Here is a 17,680-nt window from a genome sequence, read left to right on the forward strand (position 1 = left end):
CACCCCTCTCCCGCAAAAGCGGTAGAGGGGGAGTGGTTAGCTGCGAACCGGAATCCCCGCCGCGGCCAGCGCGGCGTGCGCGTCGGCGATGCTGGCCTCGCCGAAATGGAAGATCGAGGCGGCGAGGACGGCGCTGGCATGGCCCTGGGTGATGCCGTCGACCAGATGCTGGAGATTGCCGACGCCGCCCGAGGCGACCACCGGCACGGTCACCTGGTCGGCGATCGTGCGGATCAGCTCGAGGTCATAGCCGTCCTTGGTGCCGTCGCGGTCCATCGAGGTGATCAGCAGCTCGCCGGCGCCGAGATGGGCGAGGGCGATGGCGTGCGTGACCGCGTCGATGCCGGTCGGCTTGCGGCCGCCATGGGTGAAGACTTCCCAGCCATTGGCGCTGCGGCGGGCATCGACCGAGGCGACGACGCACTGGCTGCCCATCTTCTCGGCGATCTCGGCGACGACCTCGGGACGGGTGACGGCGGCGCTGTTGACCGCGACCTTGTCCGCGCCGGCGAGGAGGAGCGCGCGGGCATCCTCGACGCTGCGCACCCCGCCGCCGACGGTGAGCGGCATGAAGCAGACCTCGGCGGTGCGGCGGACGACGTCGAGGATCGTGCCGCGCGCCTCGTGGCTGGCGGTGATGTCGAGGAAGCAGAGCTCGTCGGCGCCGGCGACGTCATAGGCACGGGCCTGCTCGACGGGGTCGCCGGCATCGATCAGGTCGACGAAGTTGACGCCCTTGACGACGCGGCCGTTCGCCACGTCGAGGCAGGGGATGACGCGGGCGCGGACGGTCATGCGGTTTTCTCGCGCAACGACGCGACGACGCGACGAAGAAGAAGAGATTGGTTCGCGCGGAGGCGCGGAGGCGCGGAGGGGGCAGGCTGCGTTGCGGCGTCAGCCGCTATAACTGGCGCAGCACGCTTGGCGCGCGGCTGCTGTGAGAGGCCGCTGGCGCGGCTGATCAATATCTCCGCGCCTCCGCGTCTCCGCGCGAACAAAATTGTCGCGTCGTCGCGTCGTTGCGCGGACATCATGCCCGGCCCACTTCGATCGCCCAGGCGAGGTCGAGGCGGCCGTCATAGAGGGCGCGGCCAGTGATCACGCCTTCGACGCCGTCGACGACATGCGGGCGCAGCGCATGGATGTCGGCGATGTCGGTGACGCCGCCGCTGGCGATGACCGGAATCGAGACGGCCCGGGCAAGCGCCACGGTCGCCTCGACATTGCAGCCCTTGAGCAGGCCGTCGCGGCCGACATCGGTGAACAGGAGCGCGGCGACGCCGGCATCCTCGAAGCGGCGGGCGAGATCGACCACCGCGACGTCCGACACGTCCGCCCAGCCGCGGGTGGCGACCAGCCCGTCGCGTGCATCGACCGCGACGACGATGCGGCCGGGATTGTCGCGGGCGGCCTCGCGGACCAGGTCCGGGTTCTCCAGCGCGGCGGTGCCGATCACCACGCGCTGCACACCGAGATCGAGCCAGCGGTCGATCGACTCGCGGTTCCGGATGCCGCCGCCGAGCTGGATATGGCCGCCGAAGCCGCTCTCGAGGATCGATGCGACGGCGCCGCCATTGACCGATTCGCCGGCGAACGCGCCGTCCAGATCGACCACGTGCAGCCATTCGGCGCCGGCCTGGGCGAAGATCTCGGCCTGGGCGGCGGGGTTGTCGCCATAGACGGTGGCGCGGTCCATATCGCCTTCGGCCAGGCGGACGACCTGGCCGCCCTTGAGGTCGATCGCGGGGAAGATGATCAGGCCATTGTCTACGGACGCCACTGGAGGAACCTTTCGACCAGCGCGATGCCGTAGCGCTGGCTCTTTTCGGGGTGGAACTGGACGCCGATCATGGTGTCCCGGCCGATCGCCGCGGTGACCGGGCCGCCATGGTCGGTGGTGGCCAGCACATGCTCGCCGGTGAAGGCGAAGCTGTGGAGGAAATAGGCCTCGCCCGGCTCGATCAGCGAGTGCGGGCTGGCGGGGATCACGTCGTTCCAGCCCATGTGCGGGACATGGACGCCCGGGGCTGGCGCGATCGCGCGGACGGTGCCGGGGATCCAGCCGAGGCCGGGGTGCGTGCCCATCTCTTCCCCCGCATCCGCCATCAGCTGCATGCCGACACAGACGCCGAGGAAGGGCGCGCCCTGCTGGCGGACGCGGGTGTTCAGCGCCTCGGTCATGCCGGGGATGGCGCGCAGGCCCGCGGCGCAGGCGCCGAATGCGCCGACGCCGGGGAGGACGATGCGGTCGGCCTTGAGGACTGCCTCGGGATCGGCGGTGACGGCGATATCGCTCGCGCCCGCGGCCTTCAGCGCGTTGTGGACCGAATAGAGATTGCCCGCGCCGTAGTCGATGAGGGCGATGGTCACATTCCCCTCCCGCTTGCGGGAGGGGCTAGGGGAGGGCGTGTCGCGAGGAAGAGTTTACAGCCCCTCCCCCGACCCCTCCCGCAAGCGGAAGGGGAGCTTTTCACAACACCCCCTTGGTGCTCGGCACCACGTCCGCCTTGCGCGGGTCGATCTCGACCGCTTCGCGCAGCGCGCGGGCCAGGCCCTTGAACGCGGCTTCGGCGATATGGTGGTTGTTGGTGCCGTAGAGCGTCTCGATGTGGAGCGTCACGCCCGCGGTCTGCGCGAAGCTGTGGAACCAGTGCTCGAACATCTCGGTGTCCATCTCGCCGAGGCGCTTCTGCGAGAACTCGGTCTTCCAGACGAGATAGGGGCGGCCGGAGATGTCGATGGCGACGCGGGTGAGCGTTTCGTCCATCGGCGACAGCGCGTCGGCGTAGCGGCGGATGCCCTTCTTGTCGCCGAGCGCCTTGAGGATCGCCTCACCGATCGCCAGGCCGGTGTCCTCCACCGTGTGGTGCTGGTCGATATGGAGATCGCCCACCGTCTTCACTTCCATGTCGATCAGCGAATGACGGCTGAGCTGCTCGAGCATGTGATCGAAGAAGCCGATCCCGGTGGAGACGGAATAGGCTCCGGTACCGTCGAGGTTGACGGTGACGTCGACGGCGGTCTCGCTCGTCTTGCGGCTTACGGTGGCGGTGCGCATCGCGACCCCCATAACGAAGGTTGCCGCGCATGCAATCTTGACCGTGCGGCTCCTTGCGCTACCCAAGGGGCATGACTGGCAACGTGCCCGATAGCCTGATTCCCTATGACGAGATCGTGCAGGAGGCCCTGCGCGCAGTCGTCGGCCGCGTGCTCGGCTCGGTTGCCGAGACGGGCAACCTGCCCGGCGGGCATCATTTCTACATCACCTTCAAGACGCATGCGCCGGGAGTCGACATCCCGCAGCGGCTGATCGACCGGTTCCCGGACGAGATGACCATCGTCCTGCAGCACCGTTTCTGGGACCTGAAGGTGGACGGCGAGAAATTCTCGGTGGGCCTGAGCTTCAACCAGATCCCGGCGATGCTCAACATCCCGTTCTCGGCGATCACCGGCTTCCACGATCCGGCGGTGAACTTCGAGCTGCGCTTCCAGGCGGCCGAGGGTGCCGAACAGGACGAGCCGCAGCACGAGGAAGCGGAGAATGACGGGCCGGCGGCAAAGCCGGTCGAGGACGGCTCGAACGTCGTCTCGGTGGACTTCAAGCGGAAGAAGTGAGGCGGCGCGCCGCGCAGGCGCACCGCCCCCAATGCCTCATTCGAGCGGATATTTGTTGCCGTCGCGGCAGATCGCCGTGGGTGTGTCGATCACATAGGGCGTCCAGGTGCCGAACAGCGTGCCGGCCTGTACGCCCTGCTGCGTGCACCGGTCGAGTTCGCGGCCGACCTGTTCGGTATAGCTGTCGTCGCTGAAATACTGATGGACGTAGAGGGTCTCGCCACCGGGCGCCGCGGCAGCGAGGGCGGGCAGCGTGGCGGTGGCCGCCACCGCGATCAGCGTGCGACGCATCGAGAGTCTGGACATGATTGTTCTCCTCGAAAAGCCTGTGTTCTCCGACGGATGCGACCCTTGTTTCCGTGCGGGCAGACTAGGAGGGCGATGCCGGCCGGGGCAATCGCGCGCGGAGGAGATTTAGCCCCGAAACGGGGATGCCTATGCGGCTGGCTTTAGCCATATGGGCGTGTGGTTCTTTCGGTTCCCCGGCGAAGGCCGGGGTCCAGTCTCGACGCACTATCGATGGAGCCGGAGCCTCACGAGCGACATTGCAACTGGGCCCCGGCCTTCGCCGGGGAACCGAAGGTGGAGAGCCTTTGCTCTTTTACCCGTCGTTGGCGCTGGACGGGCGGAGCAGGCGGGCGCGCAGGTCCTGCATGGCTACGGACTGGGCCGCGGCGCCGGGATCCTCGGCGCCGAGGATCGAGCCGAGATGCTCGAGGATCTGGCTGGCGCGATCGAGATTCTGCAGCGCCTCGAGATGCTGGGCGATGACGTGCGGGTCCTCGACCAGGCGCTCGCCCAGGCTGTTCAGCAGCTCGCGGACGTGGAAGACCTCCTCGACCAGCCGCTCGCCGAGATCGGCCATGGCCGGTGCCGCGGGAGGCGGGGCAGGCTCTGCGGGCAGCACGGTGCCGCTGCGCACCGCTTCCTGGATCGCATCGACCCGGGCCTGGCCGCGATAGCCTTCGAAGCTGGCGACGCGGTTGCCCGAGATCCATTCGTCGACGGTGACGGCGCTGTGATCGAAGGCGACGCCGCAGCGGCCCTCGCTCTGCCAGACGACTCGGGCGGGGACCTCGATCTCGGCGCGGCGCAGCACCAGCGGGGTGCCGGCGCGCGGCAGCACCGAGCCGTCGAGCATCGCGCCGCCCTCGGAAAGGTTGCGGATGCGCACCGCCACCTTCAGCGCATCGGCTTCGATCGCGGCCGCCAGGAACAGGTTCTTGCGCGGCGCGCGCTCCTGCGATCCGTGGGAAGTGGGAAGATGTGCGCCGGCGTGCATGATTCCATTGTAAGAAGCGAAGCACGCACAGTTGGTTAACGCCCCTCAAAATTCCTGCCGGGCCAGACGCCTGCGCGGGGGTGCTGGAATCGCGGGGGGCAAGGCGGTAGAGCCGCGGCGACTCCGCGAGAGGCGGATCCAGAATGAAAGGCCTGATGTGACCACCCGGACCGAAACCGATTCGATCGGCGCGATCGAAGTTCCCGCCGACGCCTATTGGGGCGCCCAGACCCAGCGCTCGATCGAGAATTTCCCGTTCGGCGCGATGGAGCGGATGCCGCTCGGCATCGTCCACGCCCAGGCGATCGTGAAGCAGGCCGCGGCGCGGGTGAACCGCAAGCATGGGATGGATTCGAAAATCGCTGATGCGATCGAGGCGGCGGCGCAGGAGATCGTCGCGGGCGACCTGGACGACCAGTTCCCGCTGGTGATCTGGCAGACCGGCTCGGGCACGCAGACCAACATGAACGTCAACGAAGTCATCGCCGGCCGCGCGAACTTCGTGCTCGCCGGCACCAAGGGCGGCAAGTCGCCGGTGCACCCGAACGACCATGTCAACATGAGCCAGTCGTCGAACGACAGCTTCCCGACCGCGCTGCACGTCGCCGCCGTGCTGGCGACGCGCGACCAGCTGATCCCGGCGCTCGACCAGCTGACCGCCTCGCTGACCGCCAAGGCCGAGGCCTGGGACCACATCATCAAGATCGGCCGCACCCACACCCAGGACGCGACCCCGCTGACGCTCGGCCAGGAATTCGGCGGCTATGCGGCGCAGCTGATCAGCTGCAAGGCGCGGATCGAAGGCGCGCTGAACGGCAATCTGCGCAAGCTGGCGATCGGCGGCACCGCGGTCGGCACCGGGCTCAACGCGCCGGAAGGCTGGGCCGAGGACATGTCGGCGGCGATCACCGACATCGCCGGCACCCAGTTCGAGCCGGCGCCGAACAAGTTCGAGCAGCTGGCCGCCAAGGACGGGCTGGTCTTCTTCTCGGGCGCGCTCAACACGCTGGCGGTGGCGCTCAACAAGATCGCCAACGACATCCGCTTCCTCGGCTCGGGCCCGCGCTCGGGCCTGGGCGAGCTGTCGCTGCCGGCCAACGAGCCGGGCAGCTCGATCATGCCGGGCAAGGTCAACCCGACCCAGTGCGAATCGCTGACGATGGTCGCGGCGCAGGTGATCGGCAACAACCAGGCGGTTACCGTCGGCGGCATGCAGGGCCATTTCGAGCTCAACGTGTTCATGCCGCTGATCGGCGCGAACGTGCTGCGCTCGATCTCGCTGCTGTCCATCGGCATGACGAGCTTCGCCGAGCGCTGCGTCGACGGGATCGAGGCGAATGAGAGCCAGATCAAGGCGCTGGTCGACCGCTCGCTGATGCTGGTGACCGCGCTGGCGCCGGCGATCGGTTACGACAACGCCGCCAAGATCGCCAAGAACGCGCACGAGAAGGGCCTGACGCTCAAGGAGAGCGGGCTGGCGCTGGGTCTGGTCGATGAGGCGACGTTCGACCAGTATGTGCGGCCCGAGACGATGATCGGGCGGTAAGTTAAAACTCCTCCCCGGAACGGGGAGGGGGACCATCGCGAAGCGATGGTGGAGGGGGCCCGCTCTCCCCAAACGACAAGGCTGGTGGAGAGCGGGCCCCCTCCACCACGCCGCTGACGCGGCGCGGTCCCCCTCCCCGTTCCGGGGAGGAATTGAGGAACTTCGCGCCCTTTCAATCGCTTGCTCTTCGTAACCACTTACGCAGGAGCAACCATGATCGGGGACGCAATCGCAGGCTGGATCGGCAACCGCATCGATCGCCGGGACGGCGAGGGCGGGACGCTGGGCGCGCTGGCGGGCGTGCTGACCTGGAAGGCGGCGAAGAAGATCGTGCCCGCCGCCATCGTGCTCGGCGGCGCAGCCTATGCGTATCACCACTTCACCCGCGGGCGCGAGCCCGCCGCATGATCGGCAAGCTGCTCAGCGCCTTTATCGGCAACCGGATCGACCGCGCCGACGGCAAGGGCGGCGTGAAGGGCGCGCTGATCGGTCTGGGCGTCGAGCGGCTGCTCGCCCGGATGGGGCCGGTCGGCTGGGTGCTGGCGGCGCTTTTCCTGGTGCTGCGCTTCTTCTGGCGGCTGGTGTTCCCGAAACGGCGCGTGCGATACGTCCGGTCCTAGCTTGACGCCAAAGACTTGACGGGCGCGGGACTCCCACGCCAAAGGCACCCATGCCCCATTCCACCGAGACCGACCCGCACGGATTCAAGCGACGCGGCGTATTGTTCGTGCTGTCCTCGCCCTCCGGCGCCGGCAAGTCGACGATCGCGCGCAAGCTGCTCGCCGCCGACGAGCATCTCCAGATGTCCGTTTCCGTCACCACCCGGCCGATGCGCCCGGGCGAAGTGGACGGCGTCGACTATCATTTCGTCGATCTCGAGCGGTTCCGCGAAATCGCGAACAACCACGAGTTCCTCGAATGGGCGCATGTGTTCAACCACCGCTACGGCACGCTGCGCTCGACGGTGGAGGAAATCCTCGATTCGGGCCGCGACGTGCTGTTCGACATCGACTGGCAGGGCGCGCAGCAGCTGTTCCAGCTGGCCGGCGGCGACGTGGTCCGCGTGTTCATCCTGCCGCCGTCCTTCGTCGAGCTGCGCCAGCGGCTGGTCAACCGCGCGACCGATCCGATGGAAGTGATCAACGCCCGCATGGACCGCGCGGCCGCCGAGGTCAGCCACTGGGACGGCTATGACTATGTGCTGGTCAACGACGATGTCGACCAATGCTATCGCTCGGTCCACACGATCCTGAACGCCGAGCGGCTCAAGCGCTCGCGCCAGACGGGCTTGATCGGATTCATCCGCGGGTTGATGAAGTAACCTTCCCAAAGGGGAGGGTTATGATGGCTAGACTGTTCCTCGGCGGCGCGCTCGGTGGGCTCGCCATGTGGCTGGTAGGCTTCATCTTCTGGGGCACGCCCCTCAGCCTGCTCGCGCTTTCCAAGACCGATGCGGCAACCACGGCGGCGGTGCAGGCGGCACTTGCCCAGCATCTCGGGCCGCTCGGTACCGGCGCCTATCCGATTCCCTGGCCGGGCACGCCGCAGGGCACCCAGCTCTATGGTCAGGGGCCGACGGCGATGGTGCTGTTCAACACCGGCGGCTTCGCCAATCCGGACAGCGCTGCGCTGATCGGCGGGCTGGTGCTGGCGATACTCTGCGCGCTGCTCGCCGGCTTCGCGCTGCGCATGGTCGCGGCGACCCTGAGCTTTGCCGACCGGCTGAAGCTGGTGGCGATCACCGCGGTGGCGGTGACGGCCTATTCCGATCTCGGCCAGCCGATCTTCAACCACGCACCGCTGGGCTATTTCTTCTACCTGTGGGTGAGCGACGTGGCGAGCTGGATCGCGGCGGGGGCGGTGCTCGCCTGGGCGCTGCCGCGGCCGATCGTGACGCGCATCTGACCATGTACATCTGCGCGCTGGTGATCCCGGTGCCGGAGGCGAAGCGCGAGGCCTATCGCGCCTGGGCGGTGCGCGGCGCGGCGATCTTCAAGGCGCATGGCTGCCTGGAGATCACCGAGGCCTGGGAAGATTTCGTCCCCGACGGATCGGTGACCGACTTCCGCAAGGCGGTGGCGGCGCAGCCGGGGGAGAAGATCGTCATCTCCTGGCAGGTCTGGCCCGACAAGGCGACGCTCGACGCGGCGGAGGCGGCGATGCACGCGGACGGCAGCCTGGAAGTGGAGGGGGAGGTGCCGTTCGATGCGAAGCGGCTGATATTGGGGTGTTTTGCGCCCTTATAGGCATATTTTGTCACCCCGGCCTTGTGCCGGGGTCCACTGCGCCTCGCGCTATGCCATTCCGCCTCTTGTCCGGTACTCGCCTCCCGGTGGACCCCGGCACAAGGCCGGGGTGACGGTTGGGTTTGCGGCACGGCTAATTGAGCAACCCCAGGAACCGCACCCCCGCCAGGAAGTCCGTCCGGCGGTTCTCGCGCGCGGCCAGGGCAAGCTCGTCCTCGCCCCATTGCTCGGCCTGCCACAGCTCGTCGACATGGGCGGCCTGCCACAGGGTCTCGGCGGGAATCGCGCCTTCGAGCAGCGCCAGCGCGCCGACCAGCGAGCCGCTGATCGTCACCACCGGCGAGAGGCCGGCGATGCGGAAGGGATCGAGCGCGTGCACCGCCTCGGCCAGCCGGGAGATTGTCGCCTCGGGCTGGGCCTTGTGGATCACCCCGGTCGCGGTCTCGAAATGCACGTCGTAGCGGCTGCGCGCCCAGTCGAGCAGCGGGTCCCAGGCCTCGGCCTGGCGCAGCACCAGCGGCTCGGGATCCTCGGCGCGGTAGTAGAGCAGGTCGCTCTCGCCATAGGCCGCCAGGCCCTGGGCGAAGGGGGCGGGATCGGCGGAGATCTTGTCGATCGCCGCATTGGCGAGCCCGGTGAGCTTCATCGCGCGCGGATCGATCGTGTCGCCCACGGCGCGCCATTCCTCGGCCACCGCCTCGGCCAGCGCCGGGGTGGGCAAAGCGAGCGGCGCCCGGTCTGGGGTGCGCACCGGCTTGCCGTCGAGCGCCACCTGGCCGTTCTCGACGCTGACTTCCTTCCAGAAACGCTTCATGCCTCGGGCACGACCTCCGCCGGCGTCTTCCAGCGCCGCGCCAGGAAGCGCGGCACCACCGCCATGAAATAGAGCGACGACAGCAGGATCGCGCCGCCGAAGACGGTCATGCCGTAATGCTGCGCGCGGCCGGCGACCAGCAGGCCGACCACCGCGCCGGCGGTGCCGAGCATGTTGACCGCGACGATGATGTAATAGCGCTTCATCGCAAGGCGATCGGCGTCGGTCATAAGGCCTCCAGATGCGCGGGGAGCTGGCTGGCATGGTCGGCGAGCCTGTGGGCGCCGGCGCCGAGCAGCTCCCCGGACGTGTGGTATCCCCATAGCACACCAACGGCGTGGGTGCCAGCGGCGCGCGCCATCGCCATGTCGAAGCTGGTGTCGCCGATCATCGCGGTGGTCTCCGGCGCGGCGCCGGCTTCGGCGATGGCGAGCTCGAGCATCGCGGGATGCGGCTTGGAGGGGTGGCGATCGGCGGTCTGCAGCGTGACGAAGCGGGCGTGCAGGCCGTGATGCTCGAGGATCAGGCGCAGCCCGCGATCGGACTTGCCGGTGGCGACGCCGAGCAGCCAGCCGGCGGCGTCGAGCGCCTCGATCGTTTCGAGGATGCCGTCATAGAGCGGCTCGGGATCGAGCGCGGCACTGGCGCGCATCGCGTGGAAGGCGCGCTTGTACTCCTCGGCCATCGCCTCGTGCAGCGCGGGCTCGGCCTCGGGCAGCAGCTGCGCGATCGCGGGGACGAGGCTGAGGCCGACGATGCGGCGGATGTCGCTGCGGACCGGCGGAGCGAGGCGGTGCGCATCGAAGGTCGCCTCCATCGCGCGACAGATATTGACCTGCGAATCGACGAGCGTGCCGTCGCAATCGAACACGGCGAGGCGGTTGGTCATATAATTCCTCCCCGGAACGGGGAGGGGGACCATTGCGAAGCGATGGTGGAGGGGGCCCGCCATCCGCGGGCATTCCGGTATGAGGAGAGCGGGCCCCCTCCACCACGCCACTTCGTGGCGCGGTCCCCCTCCCCGTTCCGGGGAGGAATTGAGAAGGGCGCCCTCACTTCGTCCCCCGCATCAGCGCGGCCATGGCGCGGCGGCCCTGGGCGTCGAGCGCGTCGGCGGCCGAGAGGCGGGCGGCGTCGGGCTTGTTCTGGCCGAGCTTGAACGTGCCGCGCCAGGCCTGCACCTCGAGCCGATAGCCGATGATCGCGCCGGTCATCTTCGCGAAGAGCGTCGGGTCCATCTTGGCGCGCGTCCATGCCGGCTTGGGGGCGAGGCGGCGCTCCTGCTCCTGGCTGATCGCATCGAGAATCGCGACGAGCCCCGCATCGTCGGTGCGGGTCACCCGGCCCTCGAGCTCGACCGCGACATAGTTCCAGGTCGGCACTTCGTTCGGGCCGGCGCCGTACCAGTCGGGGCTGACATAGGCGTCCGGCCCCTGCACGCTGAACAGGCCGGTGGCGCCGTCGAGATGCCGGGCGATGCCGTTGCCGCGCGCGAGGTGGAAGCCGAGAATGTCCTCGTCCAGCCAGACCAGCGGGACATGCGCGACGCGCGGGCCGTCGGGCGTTGCGGCGAACAGCGCGCCGAAGCCGATGTCACGCACGAGATCGCGGATCGCCGGGCGGTCCTCCCAGCGGAAAGCCGGGTTCGGGTGCATCAGCGGCTCCGCGGCGCGCGGGGCTTGTCCCCGCCGGTCCGCGGGGCGGGGCGGGCAGCGCCGCGCGGCGCCGGCTTGCCGCCCGGCTTCGCGCCACCGGGCTTGCGGGCTGCGGGCTTGCCGCCAGGCTTGGCTGCGGGAGGCTTGCGGGTGCTCGGCTTGCCGCCGCTGCGGGGTGCGGGCTTGTCGCCGCTGGGACCTTCGCCCCGGCCGCGCCGTTCGCCGCGGCGCTCCTTGCGCACCGTCTTGGCGTGTGCGCGGGCATTCGCCTTGAGCTGTTCCTTGGTCATCGGCGGCGGCCCGTCGTCGAGTTGCAGCGCATCGCCCTCGGCCTCCTCGAAGCCGAGCGTGTGGAGCGATTCGGCGAAATGGTGCGGCAGCGCCGCGCGCACGTCGATCTTGTCGCCATCGGGATGGTCGACGCGGATGCGGCGCGCGTGGAGGTGCATCTTGCGGCTGATCCCGCCGGTCAGGAACGCCTCGGGCCCGCCATATTTGCCGTCGCCGACGATCGGGAAGCCGATCGCCGCCATGTGGACGCGCAGCTGGTGGGTGCGCCCGGTGAAGGGCTGCAGCTCGACCCAGGCGGCGCGATTGCCGGCGCGGCCGATCACCCGGTATCGCGAGCGGCTCGGCTGGCCTTCCTTCTCGTCGACCTGCATCTTCTCGCCGCCGGTGCCCGGCTGCTTGCCGATCGGGAGCTCGATCATGCCGTCCTCGATGCTCGGCACGCCGACGACCAGCGCCCAATAGACTTTCCGGGCCGTGCGGCTGGAGAAGTTCTTCGAGAAGGCAGCGGCCGCGCGCGCGGTGCGGGCGACGAGCAGGGCTCCGCTCGTGTCCTTGTCGAGCCGGTGGACGAGCTTGGGCCGGCCCTCCAGATCATATTGCAGCGCGTCGAGCAGCTGGTCGACATGCTCGGTGGTCTTGGTGCCGCCCTGCGTCGCCAGGCCCGGCGGCTTGTTGAGCACGAACGCGGCGTCGTCCTGGTGGATCACCATCGAGCGCGCGAAGTCGATCTGCTCCGCGCTCAGGTCGATGCGCTTCTTCGGCCGGGGGCGGCCGGGCTTGTCGGGCTGCGGCGCCTCGGCCGGGGGCACGCGGATCACCTGGCCCATCGCGACATGGTCGCCCGGCTTGGCCCGCGCGCCGTCGACGCGCAGCTGCCCGGTGCGCGCCCAGCGCGAGACCAGGTTGAAGCTGGTCTCGGGCATGTGCCGCTTGAACCAGCGATCGAGCCGGATGCCGTCGTCATCGGGCTTCACGGTGAACTGGCGGACGGCGTCCTGGGCTTTCGGGGAGGTCATGGAATTGCTCGCAATATGCTGAGGCCCGCGAACAGCGCGAGCGCCGAGCCGAGGACCGAAGCGAAGATATAGCCGAGGCCGAGGCCCCAGTCGCCCCGCTCGACCATGTTCATCAGGTCGAGGGTGAAGGCGGAGAAAGTGGTGTAGCCGCCGAGCACGCCGACGCCGATCAGCAGGCGCCATTGCTCGCCGCCCTGGCCGATCTTCGCGAGCGTGCCGGCGAGCAGGCCCATCAGGAAGCCGCCGATCAGGTTCACGGCGAGCGTTCCCCAGGGATAGTCGGGCCCGAACCAGGCAAGCGTGAGCTTGCCGGTCAGGTAGCGCGCCGCGGAGCCGAAGGCGCCGCCGAGCATGACGAGGAACAGGGCTGGCATCCCGAGCGGTTAGCGCGGAATCGGGGAGAGGGGAACCCAGAGCAAAATCCTCCCTCGCGAAGCGGGGGAGGGGGACCGCTCGCGAAGCGAGTGGTGGAGGGGGCTTGGCCGCGAGCGATTGGCTTGAGGAGAGGCCCCCTCCGTCGCGCTTCGCGCGCCACCTCCCCCGCTTCGCGAGGGAGGATTCTCAGATCCCGTTGTTCGCGACCATGTCGATGTCGGTGCCGCCGTCCGGGCGGGCGGTGAGGAACAGGACGTACGCCCCGCCGTCCTTGTCGCGGGTGCCACCCAGAATATGCTCCTGGCCGTCGACCTGGTGCTCGCCGGTGTACCCGGCGCGGACCGCCTTGGTATAGTACCAGTCGAGCATCACCTGCATCGGCTGGGGCGAAGAGAAGCTGACCACGCGCAGCTGGCAGGCGCCGGCGGTGCTGCCCGCTGCCTCGGTGACGCGCGCCTGGGGATAGAGCGGCAGGTCGCGCGGCAGGCGCTGCGCCCAGCCCGCGGCATATTGCAGCGAGGCGGCGCACTGGCTGCTCTTCGGATCCTTCTGGCGCGCGGCAATGCCGCCCAGGGTCACCGCCTCGCGCGCCGCGGCGCACTGGGTGCAATCCTTGGTCGCCTGGGTCGGAGCGGGGGTCTTGAGCAGCTGGCCATTGTCGACCTTCCCACCGTTCGCCGCGACATTGTCGTTGGGCACGCCGCCCGAATAGGGCTGGCCCGGCGGGCGGATCGCATCGCCATTGGCCTGGCGGCCGAGCTGGGGATCGACCATGATCTGGTCCTGCAGCGCGCTGGCCAGTGCCGGATCGGCGGCGTTGCCGCTCTCCGTATCGGCGACGTCGCCCAGGCTGCCACGGCTGCCGCATCCCGCGAGCGCGAGGGGCAGGGCAAGCATCAGGACGTAGTTGCGGACCATGTTAACGCGCTCCTTTGGCGCTTTTTCATGCCCGAGGAAGGTTAAGGAAGCCTTGGGGAAGGGGTGGATTCCGGCGCATTCCCGCGTTAACCATAAGCGGAACCCCGGACGGATCATGTGCGTATTGCCTCGAGATCGAAGGGGTAGGCATGCATCTGAACGGGAAGTTGGTCGGCGCCGGCGTTGCTGTCGCCATTGCCGCGGGCATCGGATACGCCCTGCTCTTCAAGCCCGAGGACGAAGCCGAGTTCGACATGGTGACGCGCGACGGCGCGTTCAGCGTGCGCGATTATCCGCGCCTGCTCGTCGCGGAAGCCGTGGTCCCCGGATTGCGCCAGGCGGCGCTTTCGGTCGGCTTCACCCGGCTCGCCGACTATGTCTTCGGCAAGGACCGGGCTGGCGGCCGCCTGCCGATGACCGTGCCGGTGCTGTCCGACGGCGACGAGGACGGGCGCGGCTGGCGCACCCGCTTCGTGATGCCGCCCCATGCAAGCATCGACACGCTGCCCGATCCGCGTGGCGGCGTCCGCCTGCGCACGCTGCCGGCCCGGCGCATCGCCGCGCTGCGCTTTGCCGGCGCGGACAGCGAAGGCGCGCTCGACGCCTATGAGGCCGAGTTGCGCGCCTGGATCGGCCGCAACGGCCTGAGCGCGGCCGGGCCGGTGGAGCATGCCTTCTACAACTCGCCCTTCACCCCTGCGCGCCTGCGCCGCACCGAGGTGATGATCCCGCTGGCGGCCTGACTGTTATATATTGATAACACACTCTCGTTAGGATATAGCGACAGCCATGCTGAACCTGCTCTCGATCCTTGTCGGGATCATCGCCCTGCCGCTCATGCTGATCGCACTGATCCCGCTGCTCGGCTGGCTCAATTATCTGGTGATCCCGATCGCGGTGGTCGGCCTGGCGCTGGGCGCGCTTTCGGACTCGAACAGCGGGCGCAACCTCAACATCGTCGTGGCCGGCGTCGGCTTCGTCCGCCTGTGGCTGGGCGGGTTCATCTTCTGATTTTCGGGTAGGCGCGCGGCGGTTTCCCTTCTCCGTCACCCCGGCCTTGTGCCGGGGTCCACGGTGCCTCGCACGATGCCCCCTGGTCTCGTATCCATTGCTCGCCTCCCGGTGGACCCCGGCACAAGGCCGGGGTGACGGTGGGCCTGAGGCCAACGAAAAGGGCCCGACGTTTCCGCCGGGCCCCTCTCTGCCTGCGTGGCAAGCTCCGTTAGCGGCAGCGCACGTCGCCGCGGTCGATCGACGAGCCGAGCGCCGCACCCGCGGCCGCGCCGAGCAGCGTGCCGAGCGTGGCGTTGCGGCCGTTCGACAGCGAATTGCCGAGCAGGCCGCCGGCGACGCCGCCCACGATCAGGCCGGTCGTGCCGTCCGAGCGGCGGCAATAATAGCGGCCGTCATTGCCGCGATAGATGCGGTCGTTCCGGCTCAGGCGGCGCTCGCGATAATAGCGGCCGTCGCGATAATAGTCGCTCGGGTTGTAGTAGCGCTCGCCCGGGGGCAGGCGGTTGTAATCATAGTTGCGATAGCGGCGATAATCGCGGCGCCACTGGCGGTCGTCGCGGCGCTGCGCCTGGCCGATGTCGCGGCGGCAGTCGCGCAGCTCGCGGCGATACTCACCGCGGGTGTCCGAATTGCGCAGGTCGTGGCGGCAATCGGCGCGCGCCTCGCGCTCGTTCCAGCCCTGGGCGGCGGCAGGCGTCGCAAGGGCGGCAGCCGCCACGGCGGCGGCGAAAAGGATACGCATGGAGTCTCTCCTTGTTTTCCCCAACAACCAACGTGTTAGGCGGAGAGGGGTTGCGTGAACGGGAAACTACCTCCCGTTCACGCGGGAGCCATGCGTCAGATCCGGATTTCGCCGGGATAGGCGAAGAGCAGGTCGCTGCCGGCCTCGGCATGCAGCTCGGCACTGCCTTCGAGCGTCAGGCATTCGCCGGCCTGGAAGGCGATGCCGTCGACCACGCCTTCGCCGCGCAGCGGGATCAGCCAGCCGGTGACGCCCTCGGGCAGGGTCAGGCTGCGCGTGCCGCCTTCCCAGCGCTCGAGCACGAACTTGGGGCCCTCGACCAGGATCACCCGGTCCTCGGCGACGCGGCCCGGCATCGGGTGCGGCTGGTACGGCACCGGCTCGGACACCGCGAGGCCGGCATCGAGGTGCAGCTCGCGCGGGCGGCCATAGTCGTAGAGGCGATAGGTGGTCTCGCTGTTCTGCTGCACTTCGACCAGCGTGATGCCGGCGCCGATCGCGTGGATCGTGCCCGAGCCCGAATAGAAGAAGTCGCCGGCCTTGACCGGCTTCCAGTCGAGCAGATGCTCGATCGAGCCGTCGAGCGCCGCCTGCTTGAGCGTCTCGCGGTCGGTGGGTTCCTTGGTGCCCAGCGCGATCGTCGAATCGGGCTCGGCGGCGAGGATCACCCAGCATTCGTCCTTGCCGCGCGGCAGACCGGCGGCATGGGCCTGCTCGTCGGTCGGGTGGACCTGGACCGACAGCTTCTCGCTGGTGAACAGGTACTTGATCAGCAGGTCGGGCGCGGCGTTGCCCGGCGTCTGGAACCAGATCTCGCCCACCGGCTCGCCGTCCGCGGCGGGATCGGCAAAGCCGGGCCACAGGGTGTGGCGGCCCCAGGGCTTCTCGACGCGGTGGGTGGCAAGCAGGGTAGCGGTCACAAAACTTCTCCGATTCCAACTTCGGTACGGCAACGCGCATGGCCCGTCGGGGCTCCCACCGCAATTGCTGATTGGAGGTGCTTGCCGCTCTGACACAATCACGCCGCGAAAAGGATTGTTTGAAGCCACGGGACCGCGCTAAGACCCCCGCCCATGCGTACTTCCACCACTCGCGCGCTTGCGCTCTCCCTGCTTCCGGTTCTCGCGCTCTCGATGGCCGGTTGCGCCAAGAAGAGTGGCGGCAAGGACCTTCCCTATGTCGCGCGCGACGTCGGCACGCTCTATTCCACCGCCAAGCAGAAGCTCGACCAGCACCAGTACAAGCTGGCTGCGGCGCTGTTCGACGAAGTCGAGCGCCAGCACCCCTATTCGGTCTGGGCGCGCCGCGCGCAGCTGATGGGCGCGTTCAGCTATTATCTGAACCGCGACTACACCGAATCCATCTCGTCGGCGCAGCGCTTCCTCGCCGTCCACCCGGGCAACCGCGATGCGCCCTACGCTTACTATCTGATCGGCCTGAGCTATTACGAGCAGATCAGCGACGTGCAGCGCGACCAGAAGATCACCCAGCAGGCACTCGATTCGCTGGGCGAGCTGACCCGCCGCTATCCGAATACCAAGTACGCCGCCGATGCGCGCCTGAAGATCGACCTTGTCCGCGACCACCTCGCCGGCAAGGAAATGGAGATCGGCCGCTTCTACGAGACGCGCGGCCAGTGGCTCGCCGCCACGCTGCGCTTCCGCACCGTGGTCGACCAGTATCAGACCACCACGCACGTGCCCGAGGCGCTGATGCGCCTGACCGAGGCTTATCTCGCGCTTGGCGTGCCGGAGGAGGCGAACAAGGCCGCGGCCGTGCTCGGCACCAACTATCCGGGCACCGACTGGTACAGCCACGCCTACAAGCTGATGCAGGAAAACCAGGGCAAGCTGCAGGAGGCCCGGGCGACGACCAAGCCTGCGGGCTGATGCTCGGGGCTTTCGTTCCCGCTAGGGTGTGCACCCACTTCCCGCAATGGCCGGGACGGAGCGGATTTGGGCGCACAGGTAGGAGCGAGGAGGGAGCGATGCCAAAGCATCGTGACCGACGAGCGACGCCGCTGTGCGCCCAAATCCGCCCGCCGCGAAGCGGTCGCGGGGGGGAGGGCGCGGGGGGCCGGGGCGGGGGTTGGGGGGGGGGGGGGCCCCCCCCGGGGGCGCCGGGGCGGGCCGCGGGCGGGGCCGGGCGAGCAGCGGCGGGGAGGGG

At 68.9% G+C, this 17,680-nt stretch carries 25 protein-coding genes; 10 read left to right on the top strand and 15 right to left on the bottom strand.

What is annotated here, in order from left to right:
* Positions 1-36 precede the first annotated feature (36 nt).
* The 4 genes from hisF to hisB form a co-directional block, all read right to left on the bottom strand.
* Complete coding sequence (gene hisF, locus J2W22_RS09280) at positions 37-795, bottom strand: imidazole glycerol phosphate synthase subunit HisF (protein WP_307117933.1); 759 nt, start codon at positions 793-795, stop codon at positions 37-39.
* Between the two features lie 235 nt (positions 796-1,030).
* Entirely contained in the window at positions 1,031-1,759 is a 729-nt protein-coding gene (gene hisA, locus J2W22_RS09285) for a 1-(5-phosphoribosyl)-5-[(5-phosphoribosylamino)methylideneamino]imidazole-4-carboxamide isomerase (RefSeq protein ID WP_307118016.1), read from the bottom strand.
* An 8-nt stretch (positions 1,760-1,767) separates the two neighbouring features.
* Positions 1,768-2,370 (bottom strand): imidazole glycerol phosphate synthase subunit HisH, encoded by a 603-nt coding sequence (gene hisH, locus J2W22_RS09290; protein ID WP_307117934.1) that lies wholly within the window; start codon positions 2,368-2,370, stop codon positions 1,768-1,770.
* A 100-nt stretch (positions 2,371-2,470) separates the two neighbouring features.
* Positions 2,471-3,058: an imidazoleglycerol-phosphate dehydratase HisB gene (hisB, locus tag J2W22_RS09295; protein ID WP_307117935.1), complete on the bottom strand. Its 588-nt coding sequence runs from the start codon at positions 3,056-3,058 to the stop codon at positions 2,471-2,473.
* A 71-nt stretch (positions 3,059-3,129) separates the two neighbouring features.
* On the opposite strand from hisB, the gene J2W22_RS09300 reads away from it, so the two are divergent.
* Positions 3,130-3,615 (top strand): SspB family protein, encoded by a 486-nt coding sequence (locus tag J2W22_RS09300; protein ID WP_307117936.1) that lies wholly within the window; start codon positions 3,130-3,132, stop codon positions 3,613-3,615.
* A 36-nt stretch (positions 3,616-3,651) separates the two neighbouring features.
* On the opposite strand, the gene J2W22_RS09305 is transcribed toward J2W22_RS09300, so the two are convergent.
* Together J2W22_RS09305 and J2W22_RS09310 are read right to left on the bottom strand one after the other, a co-directional pair.
* Positions 3,652-3,921 carry a hypothetical protein gene (locus J2W22_RS09305; RefSeq protein WP_307117937.1) on the bottom strand — a complete coding sequence of 90 codons (270 nt, stop codon included), beginning with the start codon at positions 3,919-3,921 and terminating at the stop codon, positions 3,652-3,654.
* A gap of 295 nt (positions 3,922-4,216) precedes the next feature.
* Positions 4,217-4,897, bottom strand: a complete 681-nt coding sequence (locus tag J2W22_RS09310) for a PilZ domain-containing protein (RefSeq protein ID WP_307117938.1) — start codon at positions 4,895-4,897, stop codon at positions 4,217-4,219.
* 157 nt (positions 4,898-5,054) lie between these two features.
* Here J2W22_RS09310 and fumC point away from each other — a divergent pair, with 157 nt between their 5' ends.
* The 6 genes from fumC to J2W22_RS09340 all read left to right on the top strand — a co-directional run bounded on the left by fumC (position 5,055) and on the right by J2W22_RS09340 (position 8,689).
* Positions 5,055-6,443 carry a class II fumarate hydratase gene (gene fumC / locus J2W22_RS09315; RefSeq protein ID WP_307117939.1) on the top strand — a complete coding sequence of 463 codons (1,389 nt, stop codon included), beginning with the start codon at positions 5,055-5,057 and terminating at the stop codon, positions 6,441-6,443.
* Positions 6,444-6,656: 213 nt separating this feature from the next.
* Positions 6,657-6,851 carry a hypothetical protein gene (locus J2W22_RS09320; protein ID WP_307117940.1) on the top strand — a complete coding sequence of 65 codons (195 nt, stop codon included), beginning with the start codon at positions 6,657-6,659 and terminating at the stop codon, positions 6,849-6,851.
* Positions 6,848-7,063, top strand: a complete 216-nt coding sequence (locus J2W22_RS09325) for a hypothetical protein (RefSeq protein WP_307117941.1) — start codon at positions 6,848-6,850, stop codon at positions 7,061-7,063. The genes J2W22_RS09320 and J2W22_RS09325 overlap by 4 nt, the downstream gene beginning before the upstream one ends.
* 50 nt (positions 7,064-7,113) lie before the next feature.
* Positions 7,114-7,764, top strand: a complete 651-nt coding sequence (gene gmk, locus J2W22_RS09330) for a guanylate kinase (protein WP_307117942.1) — start codon at positions 7,114-7,116, stop codon at positions 7,762-7,764.
* Between the two features lie 23 nt (positions 7,765-7,787).
* Positions 7,788-8,348 (top strand): hypothetical protein, encoded by a 561-nt coding sequence (locus tag J2W22_RS09335; RefSeq protein WP_307117943.1) that lies wholly within the window; start codon positions 7,788-7,790, stop codon positions 8,346-8,348.
* A 2-nt stretch (positions 8,349-8,350) separates the two neighbouring features.
* A complete protein-coding gene (locus J2W22_RS09340) occupies positions 8,351-8,689 on the top strand; it encodes a DUF1428 domain-containing protein (RefSeq protein WP_307117944.1) in 339 nt (112 codons plus the stop codon).
* Between the two features lie 133 nt (positions 8,690-8,822).
* On the opposite strand, the gene J2W22_RS09345 is transcribed toward J2W22_RS09340, so the two are convergent.
* The 7 genes from J2W22_RS09345 to J2W22_RS09375 form a co-directional block, all read right to left on the bottom strand.
* On the bottom strand, positions 8,823-9,503 hold the full coding sequence (locus J2W22_RS09345) for an ATP12 family chaperone protein (RefSeq protein WP_307117945.1): 681 nt from the start codon (positions 9,501-9,503) through the stop codon (positions 8,823-8,825).
* On the bottom strand, positions 9,500-9,733 hold the full coding sequence (locus J2W22_RS09350) for a hypothetical protein (RefSeq protein WP_307117946.1): 234 nt from the start codon (positions 9,731-9,733) through the stop codon (positions 9,500-9,502). Before J2W22_RS09350 ends, J2W22_RS09345 begins: the two co-directional genes overlap by 4 nt.
* Entirely contained in the window at positions 9,730-10,392 is a 663-nt protein-coding gene (locus J2W22_RS09355) for an HAD-IA family hydrolase (protein ID WP_307117947.1), read from the bottom strand. Before J2W22_RS09355 ends, J2W22_RS09350 begins: the two co-directional genes overlap by 4 nt.
* Before the next feature lie 163 nt (positions 10,393-10,555).
* The gene (locus tag J2W22_RS09360) at positions 10,556-11,158 is read right to left on the bottom strand and encodes an FMN-binding negative transcriptional regulator (RefSeq protein ID WP_307117948.1); all 603 of its coding nucleotides are present in this window, start codon (positions 11,156-11,158) and stop codon (positions 10,556-10,558) included.
* The gene (locus J2W22_RS09365) at positions 11,158-12,465 is read right to left on the bottom strand and encodes an RluA family pseudouridine synthase (RefSeq protein WP_307117949.1); all 1,308 of its coding nucleotides are present in this window, start codon (positions 12,463-12,465) and stop codon (positions 11,158-11,160) included. Before J2W22_RS09365 ends, J2W22_RS09360 begins: the two co-directional genes overlap by 1 nt.
* Complete coding sequence (gene crcB, locus J2W22_RS09370) at positions 12,462-12,839, bottom strand: fluoride efflux transporter CrcB (RefSeq protein ID WP_307117950.1); 378 nt, start codon at positions 12,837-12,839, stop codon at positions 12,462-12,464. The genes J2W22_RS09365 and crcB overlap by 4 nt, the downstream gene beginning before the upstream one ends.
* 187 nt (positions 12,840-13,026) lie before the next feature.
* On the bottom strand, positions 13,027-13,758 hold the full coding sequence (locus J2W22_RS09375; protein ID WP_307117951.1) for a hypothetical protein: 732 nt from the start codon (positions 13,756-13,758) through the stop codon (positions 13,027-13,029).
* 149 nt (positions 13,759-13,907) lie between these two features.
* On the opposite strand from J2W22_RS09375, the gene J2W22_RS09380 reads away from it, so the two are divergent.
* Both J2W22_RS09380 and J2W22_RS09385 read left to right on the top strand, forming a co-directional pair.
* Positions 13,908-14,501: an SOUL family heme-binding protein gene (locus J2W22_RS09380; RefSeq protein WP_307117952.1), complete on the top strand. Its 594-nt coding sequence runs from the start codon at positions 13,908-13,910 to the stop codon at positions 14,499-14,501.
* A gap of 46 nt (positions 14,502-14,547) precedes the next feature.
* Entirely contained in the window at positions 14,548-14,769 is a 222-nt protein-coding gene (locus tag J2W22_RS09385; RefSeq protein WP_307117953.1) for a hypothetical protein, read from the top strand.
* A 211-nt stretch (positions 14,770-14,980) separates the two neighbouring features.
* Here the strand turns inward: J2W22_RS09385 and J2W22_RS09390 are convergent, their stop codons facing one another.
* Together J2W22_RS09390 and J2W22_RS09395 are read right to left on the bottom strand one after the other, a co-directional pair.
* Positions 14,981-15,514: a glycine zipper 2TM domain-containing protein gene (locus tag J2W22_RS09390; protein ID WP_307117954.1), complete on the bottom strand. Its 534-nt coding sequence runs from the start codon at positions 15,512-15,514 to the stop codon at positions 14,981-14,983.
* Positions 15,515-15,609: 95 nt separating this feature from the next.
* The gene (locus J2W22_RS09395; protein WP_307117955.1) at positions 15,610-16,434 is read right to left on the bottom strand and encodes a class I mannose-6-phosphate isomerase; all 825 of its coding nucleotides are present in this window, start codon (positions 16,432-16,434) and stop codon (positions 15,610-15,612) included.
* Positions 16,435-16,587: 153 nt separating this feature from the next.
* Between J2W22_RS09395 and J2W22_RS09400 the strand changes: the two genes are divergently transcribed.
* Positions 16,588-17,403: an outer membrane protein assembly factor BamD gene (locus J2W22_RS09400; protein WP_307117956.1), complete on the top strand. Its 816-nt coding sequence runs from the start codon at positions 16,588-16,590 to the stop codon at positions 17,401-17,403.
* Positions 17,404-17,680: the final 277 nt, after the last annotated feature.

This window comes from Sphingomonas kyeonggiensis, assembly GCF_030812785.1.
Lineage (GTDB): Bacteria > Pseudomonadota > Alphaproteobacteria > Sphingomonadales > Sphingomonadaceae > Sphingomonas > Sphingomonas kyeonggiensis_B.